Source organism: Escherichia sp. WS2035 (assembly GCF_046487065.1).
Lineage (GTDB): Bacteria > Pseudomonadota > Gammaproteobacteria > Enterobacterales > Enterobacteriaceae > Escherichia > Escherichia coli.
In genome coordinates, this window is sequence record NZ_JBJQKD010000032.1 from 1 (window position 1) to 11,334 (window position 11,334).

An 11,334-nucleotide genomic window follows, 5' to 3' on the forward strand; every position below is an offset into this window, starting at 1 on the left:
TTTATTATGGTGATCCCCTGGGCGAAATGCGCCTGGTAAGCAGAGTTTTTGAAATGTAAGGCCTTTGAATAAGACAAAAGGCTGCCTCATCGCTAACTTTGCAACAGTGCCCACTAGTGAGGGGCGGCAGCGCATCAAGCGGTGAGCGCACTCCGGCACCGCCAACTTTCAGCACATGCGTGTAAATCATCGTCGTAGAGACGTCGGAATGGCCGAGCAGATCCTGCACGGTTCGAATGTCGTAACCGCTGCGGAGCAAGGCCGTCGCGAACGAGTGGCGGAGGGTGTGCGGTGTGGCGGGCTTCGTGATGCCTGCTTGTTCTACGGCACGTTTGAAGGCGCGCTGAAAGGTCTGGTCATACATGTGATGGCGACGCACGACACCGCTCCGTGGATCGGTCGAATGCGTGTGCTGCGCAAAAACCCAGAACCACGGCCAGGAATGCCCGGCGCGCGGATACTTCCGCTCAAGGGCGTCGGGAAGCGCAACGCCGCTGCGGCCCTCGGCCTGGTCCTTCAGCCACCATGCCCGTGCACGCGACAGCTGCTCGCGCAGGCTGGGTGCCAAGCTCTCGGGTAACATCAAGGCCCGATCCTTGGAGCCCTTGCCCTCCCGCACGATGATCGTGCCGTGATCGAAATCCAGATCCTTGACCCGCAGTTGCAAACCCTCACTGATCCGCATGCCCGTTCCATACAGAAGCTGGGCGAACAAACGATGCTCGCCTTCCAGAAAACCGAGGATGCGAACCACTTCATCCGGGGTCAGCACCACCGGCAAGCGCCGCGACGGCCGAGGTCTTCCGATCTCCTGAAGCCAGGGCAGATCCGTGCACAGCACCTTGCCGTAGAAGAACAGCAAGGCCGCCAATGCCTGACGATGCGTGGAGACCGAAACCTTGCGCTCGTTCGCCAGCCAGGACAGAAATGCCTCGACTTCGCTGCTGCCCAAGGTTGCCGGATGACGCACACCGTGGAAACGGATGAAGGCACGAACCCAGTGGACATAAGCCTGTTCGGTTGGTAAGCTGTAATGCAAGTAGCGTATGCGCTCACGCAACTGGTCCAGAACCTTGACCGAACGCAGCGGTGGTAACGGCGCAGTGGCGGTTTTCATGGCTTGTTATGACTGTTTTTTTGTACAGTCTATGCCTCGGGCATCCAAGCAGCAAGCGCGTTACGCCGTGGGTCGATGTTTGATGTTATGGAGCAGCAACGATGTTACGCAGCAGGGCAGTCGCCCTAAAACAAAGTTAGCCATATGAACTCGGAATCAGTACGCATTTATCTCGTTGCTGCGATGGGAGCCAATCGGGTTATTGGCAATGGTCCTAATATCCCCTGGAAAATTCCGGGTGAGCAGAAGATTTTTCGCAGACTCACTGAGGGAAAAGTCGTTGTCATGGGGCGAAAGACCTTTGAGTCTATCGGCAAGCCTCTACCGAACCGTCACACATTGGTAATCTCACGCCAAGCTAACTACCGCGCCACTGGCTGCGTAGTTGTTTCAACGCTGTCGCACGCTATCGCTTTGGCATCCGAACTCGGCAATGAACTCTACGTCGCGGGCGGAGCTGAGATATACACTCTGGCACTACCTCACGCCCACGGCGTGTTTCTATCTGAGGTACATCAAACCTTCGAGGGTGACGCCTTCTTCCCAATGCTCAACGAAACAGAATTCGAGCTTGTCTCAACCGAAACCATTCAAGCTGTAATTCCGTACACCCACTCCGTTTATGCGCGTCGAAACGGCTAACCATTCCGTCAACGGGACGCCAAAATGCTGCGCATTTTGGTTCCCTCCGCTGCGCTCCGGCTCTCGTTACGTCCAACGTTAGCACCACTGAAACCCAGCTTTATTTAGCTCATGTTTATTCAAACGGCATTTAGCTTTTCAGGCGTTATTCAGTGCCTGTTTTGCCTTTTTTCCGGGCTTCGCCTGCATGGGCTGCGCAGGTTTTCAGTCTTTTTGGCCTCTAGCCCTTGCGTAGCAAGCGCAAGCAGCTATCGTTTTTGCAGTGCTGTGCCGCCTCGGTGGCGCAGCGTTTTTTCACGGTTAGCGCCCGTCGCCAAATTCAAGTTATCCGTTTTGGCTTCTGGTTCTAACATTTCGGTCAAGCCGACCCGCATTCTGCGGTCGGCTTACCTCGCCCGTTAGACATCATGAGGGAAGCGGTGACCATCGAAATTTCGAACCAACTATCAGAGGTGCTAAGCGTCATTGAGCGCCATCTGGAATCAACGTTGCTGGCCGTGCATTTGTACGGCTCCGCAGTGGATGGCGGCCTGAAGCCATACAGCGATATTGATTTGTTGGTTACTGTGGCCGTAAAGCTTGATGAAACGACGCGGCGAGCATTGCTCAATGACCTTATGGAGGCTTCGGCTTTCCCTGGCGAGAGCGAGACGCTCCGCGCTATAGAAGTCACCCTTGTCGTGCATGACGACATCATCCCGTGGCGTTATCCGGCTAAGCGCGAGCTGCAATTTGGAGAATGGCAGCGCAATGACATTCTTGCGGGTATCTTCGAGCCAGCCATGATCGACATTGATCTAGCTATCCTGCTTACAAAAGCAAGAGAACATAGCGTTGCCTTGGTAGGTCCGGCAGCGGAGGAATTCTTTGACCCGGTTCCTGAACAGGATCTATTCGAGGCGCTGAGGGAAACCTTGAAGCTATGGAACTCGCAGCCCGACTGGGCCGGCGATGAGCGAAATGTAGTGCTTACGTTGTCCCGCATTTGGTACAGCGCAATAACCGGCAAAATCGCGCCGAAGGATGTCGCTGCCGACTGGGCAATAAAACGCCTACCTGCCCAGTATCAGCCCGTCTTACTTGAAGCTAAGCAAGCTTATCTGGGACAAAAAGAAGATCACTTGGCCTCACGCGCAGATCACTTGGAAGAATTTATTCGCTTTGTGAAAGGCGAGATCATCAAGTCAGTTGGTAAATGATGTCTAACAATTCGTTCAAGCCGACCGCGCTACGCGCGGCGGCTTAACTCCGGCGTTGGGCGCACAATAAGGCTCCTTGCAGAGTTGCTTGAAAGTTGTTACGATTCAAATTCAATCATGAGATAGTCAGCAGATGAGCACTTCCAAGAACGCAGACAAGTAAGCCGCAGCAACCTTCATTTTTCGGTTGTTGCGGCGTTCTCATGAATCCTTTTGCTCTACGGGAGCGCCGCCAAATCCTTTGTTCAAGGAGATGGTTTCGTGAGCTCAAAAAACTTTAGTTGGCGGTACTCCCTTGCCGCCACGGTGTTGTTGTTATCACCGTTCGATTTATTGGCATCACTCGGCATGGACATGTACTTGCCAGCAGTGCCGTTTATGCCAAACGCGCTTGGTACGACAGCGAGCACAATTCAGCTTACGCTGACAACGTACTTGGTCATGATTGGTGCCGGTCAGCTCTTGTTTGGACCGCTATCGGACCGACTGGGGCGCCGCCCCGTTCTACTGGGAGGTGGCCTCGCCTACGTTGTGGCGTCAATGGGCCTCGCTCTTACGTCATCGGCTGAAGTCTTTCTGGGGCTTCGGATTCTTCAGGCTTGTGGTGCCTCGGCGTGCCTTGTTTCCACATTTGCAACAGTACGTGACATTTACGCAGGTCGCGAGGAAAGTAATGTCATTTACGGCATACTCGGATCCATGCTGGCCATGGTCCCGGCGGTAGGTCCATTGCTCGGAGCGCTCGTCGACATGTGGCTTGGGTGGCGGGCTATCTTTGCGTTTCTAGGTTTGGGCATGATCGCTGCATCTGCAGCAGCGTGGCGATTCTGGCCTGAAACCCGGGTGCAACGAGTTGCGGGCTTGCAATGGTCGCAGCTGCTACTCCCCGTTAAGTGCCTGAACTTCTGGTTGTACACGTTGTGTTACGCCGCTGGAATGGGTAGCTTCTTCGTCTTTTTCTCCATTGCGCCCGGACTAATGATGGGCAGGCAAGGTGTGTCTCAGCTTGGCTTCAGCCTGCTGTTCGCCACAGTGGCAATTGCCATGGTGTTTACGGCTCGTTTTATGGGGCGTGTGATACCCAAGTGGGGCAGCCCAAGTGTCTTGCGAATGGGAATGGGATGCCTGATAGCTGGAGCAGTATTGCTTGCCATCACCGAAATATGGGCTTTGCAGTCCGTGTTAGGCTTTATTGCTCCAATGTGGCTAGTGGGTATTGGTGTCGCCACAGCGGTATCTGTGGCGCCCAATGGCGCTCTTCGAGGATTCGACCATGTTGCTGGAACGGTCACGGCAGTCTACTTCTGCTTGGGCGGTGTACTGCTAGGAAGCATCGGAACGTTGATCATTTCGCTGTTGCCGCGCAACACGGCTTGGCCGGTTGTCGTGTACTGTTTGACCCTTGCAACAGTCGTGCTCGGTCTGTCTTGTGTTTCCCGAGTGAAGGGCTCTCGCGGCCAGGGGGAGCATGATGTGGTCGCGCTACAAAGTGCGGAAAGTACATCAAATCCCAATCGTTGAGAGAATGTGGCAAGCTATCGCCCAACAAATCGCTGCAGCCGACCCAAAACCGCTACGCGGTTTCGGTCGGCTGAGCTCAGGCGTTAAACATCATGAGGGAAGCGGTGATCGCCGAAGTATCGACTCAACTATCAGAGGTAGTTGGCGTCATCGAGCGCCATCTCGAACCGACGTTGCTGGCCGTACATTTGTACGGCTCCGCAGTGGATGGCGGCCTGAAGCCACACAGTGATATTGATTTGCTGGTTACGGTGACCGTAAGGCTTGATGAAACAACGCGGCGAGCTTTGATCAACGACCTTTTGGAAACTTCGGCTTCCCCTGGAGAGAGCGAGATTCTCCGCGCTGTAGAAGTCACCATTGTTGTGCACGACGACATCATTCCGTGGCGTTATCCAGCTAAGCGCGAACTGCAATTTGGAGAATGGCAGCGCAATGACATTCTTGCAGGTATCTTCGAGCCAGCCACGATCGACATTGATCTGGCTATCTTGCTGACAAAAGCAAGAGAACATAGCGTTGCCTTGGTAGGTCCAGCGGCGGAGGAACTCTTTGATCCGGTTCCTGAACAGGATCTATTTGAGGCGCTAAATGAAACCTTAACGCTATGGAACTCGCCGCCCGACTGGGCTGGCGATGAGCGAAATGTAGTGCTTACGTTGTCCCGCATTTGGTACAGCGCAGTAACCGGCAAAATCGCGCCGAAGGATGTCGCTGCCGACTGGGCAATGGAGCGCCTGCCGGCCCAGTATCAGCCCGTCATACTTGAAGCTAGACAGGCTTATCTTGGACAAGAAGAAGATCGCTTGGCCTCCCGCGCAGATCAGTTGGAAGAATTTGTTCACTACGTGAAAGGCGAGATCACCAAGGTAGTCGGCAAATAATGTCTAACAATTCGTTCAAGCCGACGCCGCTTCGCGGCGCGGCTTAACTCAAGCGTTAGATGCCAGATTTGGCGTTGCGTATGCTCACAGAAAATCGACAGCCGCAAGACTGTTTTTGGCAACTCATAGCCACCACTATTTATCCTTCATACCGTAGAGGAGATTGCACGTGAAGAACTGGCTCTTTCTGGCTATTGCAATATTTGGTGAGGTCGTCGCAACTTCCGCACTGAAGTCCAGCCATGGATTCACCAAGTTAGTTCCTTCTGTTGTAGTTGTGGCTGGCTACGGGCTTGCGTTCTATTTCCTCTCTCTCGCACTCAAGTCCATCCCGGTCGGCATTGCTTATGCTGTTTGGGCTGGCCTCGGCATCGTACTTGTGGCAGCTATCGCTTGGATCTTCCATGGCCAGAAACTAGACTTGTGGGCGTTCGTTGGCATGGGACTTATCGTTAGTGGCGTCGCCGTTCTAAATCTGCTATCCAAGGTCAGCGCACATTGATCGGGCTGGCATCTAACAGTTCATTCAAGCCGACGCCGCTTCGCGGCGCGGCTTAATTCAGGTGTTAGTCGGACGCCTACGGCGCCGAGGAAAAAAGAAACCAAACCATTCTTGCTGCCAAAGAGAAAAACCCCTTACGGTGGCGTACTGGGAAAGTGCGTATCTACGACGCCTTGCCGGTCTCAATGTCATGCCGTCCTCTTTCGAAGGCTGCTTGATGCAAACCTCTCAAAAATCTGGCATAAACTATCTTGACATATTCCGATTGAACACCTTCCGAATATCAGCGGCTATCAGCGGGATCTCATCTTTTTTCGTGACGTAGGAGTGGGCATTCTGCTGCAGATGAAACTGGCAGCGTTGCCACAGAATTCCAGGGAAGACAGCATCGATTGCCGCGCGCAGTCCTGAGTGGTCATCACTGGTGATCATTCGCAGGCCGTGCATCCCTCGTCGTACGAGACCCTCGAGAAAGGAACGCCAGTTTACCTCTGCCTCACTGTTCGCGACTTCGGCGTCAAGAATATGCCGATTCCCGCTGTAATCAACGCCAATAGCCACTAGAAGCGCCTGCTTGACCACATGGGAACCGACGCGAACCGATTCATAGGTCGCATCAAGTACCAAGTATTGAATCTGTCCGACAGGCTGCGCCTTCCAAGACGTAATCTCTTCATCGAGCTCCTTTGCCAGCCTGCTGACCTGGGACGAGCTGACTTCGGTGCCACAAAGAATTTCGACGATATCCGAGACCCTGCGGGTACTTACTCCTTTGACATACATTTCGGCGATGGCGAGCTTGAGAGCACGCTCACTGCGCATGCCTTTCTCGATGCAGCTGGGATAAAACTCCATCCCGCGAACTTGTGGTACTTTCAAGAGGACTTTCCCGGTCGCAAGATTGAATATTGGATTATTTGGATTTACCAACAAACACTACTATTTAGCTACGAAAACTCAAGAGAAGTACACAAAACCTTTTGGAAGTGATGGAAGTTTAAGTCCTCTTGATTATAGTGTAGGTATTGGAACAGGTTTAGAATTAGGACATTTCCAGTTTATGTTTGGCTATGATTACCCTCTTAGTAACAGTTCGAAAGATCCAGACCTAAGTCAAGTACGCCAACACAACTTCAGAGCAAGTATAGCATATTCATTTAGAAAGCTAAAAAAATAAAACTAACCTAGGGCTTTGGATATTTTCAAGGCATCTGATAAAGACTTAACATCATGGGTGCGGAGATAATCTGCACCTTTTTTGTATGCATACATTTCTGCTGCAAGAGTTGGTGCTAAACGAGATTTCACATCGGTTCCAGTTATTTTACCTAAGAATGATTTCCGTGACACTGCAATCATTACTTGCAAATTAAAAGCTTCTTGAATTTCAGGGAAACGCTTCAAAACAAGAATAGATGTTTCTGGATTAGAGCCTAAAAAGAAGCCCATACCCGGATCAAGAATAATTCGTTCACGCTTTACACCAGCCTCAACTAAAGCAGCAATTCTTTCTTTAAAAAATTCCATCATGGAAGTAAAAACCTCTTCCGGATTCGTTTCAACTTTAGTAGCTGCACCAATTCGCTGAACGGAGTGCATCAACACAAGTTTGCAATCTGACTTTGCCAAGCCTGAATAAATCTCAGGATAAGGAAAACCTTGAATATCATTAATAAAATCAACCTTTTGTTCTATGCAAAAACTCTGAACCTCAGGTTTAAATGTATCAACAGAAATAGAAATGCCTTTTTCTTTTAAAGCCTTAATGACAGGTTTGAGTCTTTTGATTTCTTCCACAACGCCCACTTCAGTTGTATCAGGATTACTGGAAGCGGCTCCCAAATCAATCACATCTGCTCCATCTTCAACCAAATGCAGAGCATGCTCAATTGCCTTATCTGTATCTAAATAAAGTCCTCCATCGGAAAAACTATCGGTGGTTATATTTACGATTCCAAAAATCTTGCTCATATCATTTTGCTTTGATTACAAAAGTAGCATTTATCTTAATTGACTAATTATCACTTACGCAAATTGACACATTTTCCCTATCTTTGCAGCCTAATTTTTTTGTTTTAATTCATTATGAAAACTGATAGGAACTGTCATTTCGAGTTTTTCGCGGTTTTGGGTCAAAATTCGGTTTTTTCCCCGAACTACGACTGTTTTCGCACCCCGAACAACTAATCCAATCAGAATTTTCCGGCAACGCCGACTCCAAGAAGTGTAATTCCAGTCTATTTCTGCCGTCAACCCCTGATTCGCGTTAATGCGACAAAGCTCAAACACATAACTCCCCCACGAAGCCATATAAACTCCGATTTCGAGGTGTTATCCTGTTCCGCATAAACTTCGTTTTTGGGTATTATACCTACACCAAAGCAAGAAGATTATGGGTCCAAACTTCATTTGTATATTTTGCAAACAAATATCTGCCTGTCATATCTGTCGGAGTGTGGTGATACTCCTTTGCATTAAAAATGCGCTGATAAAAGGTAGTTCAGCAAAAGGCGAAACGCCAATAAATATATCTATAACCGGTTTCGCCCGTTGATTGGGTATCGCCGTGCTTCCGATATGTTCAATGGCTACGGCATGAGAACCGAAAAAATGGAGCAATTTTATTTTCTCTTCTTCAAAATTCTTTGTCCAATCCGGGTTATATTCCATAATTTCAATTTTCATGATAGTTTCGTCCTTGCCTCAAAAACCATGTTTGGTATTATACTCCATATCTCTCCGGTGCAGGAATAGCCTTTTCTGATGCACGGCTAACAGCTTCCCATTCTTCCCAGGTAGCCATCCGTGCTTTTAAGGTATCCATCGCCAAATCGTATACCATGCTGCCAAGGATAAGCCTCAAAGGCGGATTATTGCTGGCTACTAATTTCATAAGGGCTTCCGCTGCCAAGGAAGGATCACTATCGACCGAATCTTCGGAATACTGTTTCGCCAGCTCATCGCGCAGTGTACCGTATGAATCTAATGGATTGCTGTAACTCATCGAAGTGTATAAATCTGTCCAATATCCTCCTGGTTCCACCATAGTGAGTTTCACTCCGAAATGTTCCGCTTCTTTTGCTAAGGCTTCACTCATTCCTTCCAGCGCAAATTTACTTGCACTGTAAATACCAGACATCGGACCCGAGATAATAGCGCCAATGCTTGTAATCTGTATGATATGTCCAGAACGCTGCGACCTCAAATAGGGCATCACTGCCTGACAAACCCAAAGAGCTCCAAAAAAGTTTGTGTCCATTAGTTTCCGAGCATCGGATTCGTTTAGTTCTTCAATCATACCCATAGTCATGATACCCGCATTATTAACAACAATATCAAGCCTACCGAAATGTTTAACTGCTGTTTCAACCGTAGAAAAAACAGCCTCCCTATCTGTAACATCGAGGTTTAATGGCAGTAAGCTCTCTTGATATGTTTCTTCTAGCTTCGCCAAATTATCGATAGTCCTTGCAACTGCAACAACTTTATCCCCGGCTTTCAAGGCGGCGCATGTAAAAGCATAGCCAAGCCCCTTGCTTGCTCCGGTAATAAACCATACTCTTTTATTTTCGCTATTAGGTATCATAGATATTCTCCTTTAGGCTATTATAGAAAGATTATTATAAGCGAAATTAATACCGTTAAACGCCATGAGCCCGACAATTTTGAGCACTTTGTTTTGTACTCCCAGAAGCTCACCACTACAAATTATCATCAACCCGGTCCTTTTTTCAGTCCACTTGCGGTTTCATTGTTACTTTGTCATAGCGTCGTGTCAGAATGCGGCAGAGAACAGCGTTTACTATCAACGCAACACCAGACCAGAAAAACCATGTATTAACACCTATAACCTCAACAACCGGACCTGCAACAAGTAAGCCTATCGGCATAGAAAGAGTCATGGCGGTCATCAAAAGGGAAAACACCTTGCCCATCATTTCAGGGGCAATGCTTTCTTGAACATAAGCCATAACAGGAACATTCATAAATGTGCCAGAGGCGCCCAAGAAGAAGCAGCATATAACAAATATCCAAAAACCGCTTGTCGGTAGCGCTCCGCTAATCAGTGTAGCCAGACCCATTAAGCCAATAGCTAAGGATGCCATGAAAAACCTTCTTTTCATGCCGCCCCATACACCGATAACCAAAGATGAAAGAAGCAATCCACCTGCAAAGACAAATTCCACAATGCTATTGTGCCAGGCTTCACCCATAAAGTGGCTGCGTGCCAGTAGAGGGAACAGAGAACCTAATGGCATATAAAGTATGGTCATCAGCAGCATGGGGGAAAACACAGCCATTAAAGGTTTATTTGCTTTCATTGCGATAAAGCCCTGCTTCATGTCAGACAATACACTCATCTTCTCATTGGTTTGCGTAATGTCTGGAATTATAACAAATAGGAGGCAAACTATCGCAAAAGCGGCTCCCAGTATATCCACAATCATAATGGAGGAAATAGGTAGAAATGACATAAGCGCAGCACCCAGCACAGGCCCCATCATGTTGGATATTGATTGGATCATATTTCCCCAGCCCCCTGCTTTGGTCAACATATCTGCTGGCACAAACATGGGTATCGCCGCTTGCATAGCTGGACCGTGAAAGGTATTCCCCAATCCACGCAAAAATAAAACAATGTAGATAAACCAAATAGGGGGTGTTTCCACAAGTAAAAATGCTGCCCCAAGGATGATGCTGGATACAGCTACCAGACCGTCAGCTAAAATCATTACTGTTCGGCGGTTGTATCGGTCGATCCACACACCGGCAAAGGGTCCGATTAACATATTGGGGAGAAAGGCAACTAAGGATGCAATCGTCAAGGTGATTGCGGATTCAGTCTGGATGGTCAGCCACCAGATAACAGCGAACTGCACTGCGGCAGAACCCAAGATTGAAAAAGCCTGCCCTGTGTATATTACAGCAAATTGTTTCTTCCAATTTTTTATTCTGTTCATTATAGAAATCTCCTTATATAAAATTAAAAACGAACAACTGCCTAAGCGTTGTTCGTGCAGAAAGACATAATTTTACAAGGAGGTCTTCAAAAGCGAGGATATACTCATGTAAATATGTCTTTAAGCACAACAAATAAACCCTTAAAAGGGCAGTGCTTAAAAACTAAATTACATGAATATCAAATACATATTTCTACCCCGCTTCAATTTTTTTATTGTAGCACGTTTTTAGTGTAATTTCAAGAACGACAGCGTACTACGAATGCCGACCCTCTTTTCCTGAATATTTTGCATTACACTTCAACTGATAGGAACTGTCATTTCGAGTTTTTCGCGGTTTTGGGTCAAAATTCGGTTTTTTCCCCGAACTACGACTGTTTTCGCACCCCGAACAACTGGCACTGTTGCAAAGTTAGCGATGAGGCAGCCTTTTGTCTTATTCAAAGGCCTTACATTTCAAAAACTCTGCTTACCAGGCGCATTTCGCCCAGGGGATCACCATAATAAA

The 11,334-nt window shown here is 48.6% G+C and carries 11 protein-coding genes and 2 pseudogenes; 7 read left to right on the forward strand and 6 right to left on the reverse strand.

Annotated elements, in window-relative coordinates; translation table 11 throughout:
- Window positions 1–4: 4 nt before the first annotated feature.
- On the reverse strand, window positions 5–1,117 hold the full coding sequence (gene intI1, locus ACJHX4_RS26310) for a class 1 integron integrase IntI1 (protein ID WP_227088352.1): 1,113 nt from the start codon (window positions 1,115–1,117) through the stop codon (window positions 5–7).
- A 144-nt stretch (window positions 1,118–1,261) separates the two neighbouring features.
- Here intI1 and dfrA12 point away from each other — a divergent pair, with 144 nt between their 5' ends.
- From dfrA12 to qac, 6 genes and pseudogenes are all read left to right on the forward strand, one after another.
- Window positions 1,262–1,759 carry a trimethoprim-resistant dihydrofolate reductase DfrA12 gene (gene dfrA12, locus ACJHX4_RS26315; RefSeq protein ID WP_001083725.1) on the forward strand — a complete coding sequence of 166 codons (498 nt, stop codon included), beginning with the start codon at window positions 1,262–1,264 and terminating at the stop codon, window positions 1,757–1,759.
- A gap of 111 nt (window positions 1,760–1,870) precedes the next feature.
- Window positions 1,871–2,161 (forward strand): DUF1010 domain-containing protein, encoded by a 291-nt coding sequence (locus ACJHX4_RS26320; protein ID WP_001336345.1) that lies wholly within the window; start codon window positions 1,871–1,873, stop codon window positions 2,159–2,161.
- Window positions 2,162–2,166: 5 nt separating this feature from the next.
- Window positions 2,167–3,005 (forward strand): annotated as a pseudogene (locus ACJHX4_RS26325) (AadA family aminoglycoside 3''-O-nucleotidyltransferase).
- A 214-nt stretch (window positions 3,006–3,219) separates the two neighbouring features.
- On the forward strand, window positions 3,220–4,479 hold the full coding sequence (locus ACJHX4_RS26330; RefSeq protein ID WP_000095725.1) for a chloramphenicol efflux MFS transporter CmlA1: 1,260 nt from the start codon (window positions 3,220–3,222) through the stop codon (window positions 4,477–4,479).
- Window positions 4,480–4,571: 92 nt separating this feature from the next.
- A pseudogene (gene aadA1, locus ACJHX4_RS26335) lies at window positions 4,572–5,410 on the forward strand (ANT(3'')-Ia family aminoglycoside nucleotidyltransferase AadA1).
- A 122-nt stretch (window positions 5,411–5,532) separates the two neighbouring features.
- Complete coding sequence (gene qac, locus ACJHX4_RS26340; protein ID WP_000800531.1) at window positions 5,533–5,865, forward strand: quaternary ammonium compound efflux SMR transporter QacL; 333 nt, start codon at window positions 5,533–5,535, stop codon at window positions 5,863–5,865.
- Window positions 5,866–6,111: 246 nt separating this feature from the next.
- Here the strand turns inward: qac and ACJHX4_RS26345 are convergent, their stop codons facing one another.
- Window positions 6,112–6,744: an IS256 family transposase gene (locus ACJHX4_RS26345; RefSeq protein ID WP_020802982.1), complete on the reverse strand. Its 633-nt coding sequence runs from the start codon at window positions 6,742–6,744 to the stop codon at window positions 6,112–6,114.
- A gap of 22 nt (window positions 6,745–6,766) precedes the next feature.
- Here ACJHX4_RS26345 and ACJHX4_RS26350 point away from each other — a divergent pair, with 22 nt between their 5' ends.
- Entirely contained in the window at window positions 6,767–7,042 is a 276-nt protein-coding gene (locus ACJHX4_RS26350) for a hypothetical protein (RefSeq protein ID WP_109023896.1), read from the forward strand.
- 2 nt (window positions 7,043–7,044) lie between these two features.
- Here ACJHX4_RS26350 and sul3 read toward each other — a convergent pair whose 3' ends face one another.
- The 4 genes from sul3 to mef(B) all read right to left on the reverse strand — a co-directional run bounded on the left by sul3 (window position 7,045) and on the right by mef(B) (window position 10,826).
- Window positions 7,045–7,836 carry a sulfonamide-resistant dihydropteroate synthase Sul3 gene (sul3, locus tag ACJHX4_RS26355; protein ID WP_000034420.1) on the reverse strand — a complete coding sequence of 264 codons (792 nt, stop codon included), beginning with the start codon at window positions 7,834–7,836 and terminating at the stop codon, window positions 7,045–7,047.
- Window positions 7,837–8,304: 468 nt separating this feature from the next.
- On the reverse strand, window positions 8,305–8,550 hold the full coding sequence (locus ACJHX4_RS26360) for a GrpB family protein (RefSeq protein WP_001354008.1): 246 nt from the start codon (window positions 8,548–8,550) through the stop codon (window positions 8,305–8,307).
- 37 nt (window positions 8,551–8,587) lie between these two features.
- Window positions 8,588–9,451 (reverse strand): SDR family oxidoreductase, encoded by an 864-nt coding sequence (locus ACJHX4_RS26365; RefSeq protein WP_000612791.1) that lies wholly within the window; start codon window positions 9,449–9,451, stop codon window positions 8,588–8,590.
- 145 nt (window positions 9,452–9,596) lie between these two features.
- The gene (mef(B), locus tag ACJHX4_RS26370) at window positions 9,597–10,826 is read right to left on the reverse strand and encodes a macrolide efflux MFS transporter Mef(B) (RefSeq protein ID WP_032492336.1); all 1,230 of its coding nucleotides are present in this window, start codon (window positions 10,824–10,826) and stop codon (window positions 9,597–9,599) included.
- Window positions 10,827–11,334: the final 508 nt, after the last annotated feature.

Bases quoted from the DNA above. Each gene is read 5' to 3' on its own strand.
- intI1 (WP_227088352.1), bottom strand. From the start codon at position 1,117: ATGAAAACCGCCACTGCGCCGTTACCACCGCTGCGTTCGGTCAAGGTT.
- ACJHX4_RS26320 (WP_001336345.1), top strand. From the start codon at position 1,871: ATGTTTATTCAAACGGCATTTAGCTTTTCAGGCGTTATTCAGTGCCTG.
- dfrA12 (WP_001083725.1), top strand. From the start codon at position 1,262: ATGAACTCGGAATCAGTACGCATTTATCTCGTTGCTGCGATGGGAGCC.
- sul3 (WP_000034420.1), bottom strand. From the start codon at position 7,836: ATGAGCAAGATTTTTGGAATCGTAAATATAACCACCGATAGTTTTTCC.
- ACJHX4_RS26365 (WP_000612791.1), bottom strand. From the start codon at position 9,451: ATGATACCTAATAGCGAAAATAAAAGAGTATGGTTTATTACCGGAGCA.
- ACJHX4_RS26360 (WP_001354008.1), bottom strand. From the start codon at position 8,550: ATGAAAATTGAAATTATGGAATATAACCCGGATTGGACAAAGAATTTT.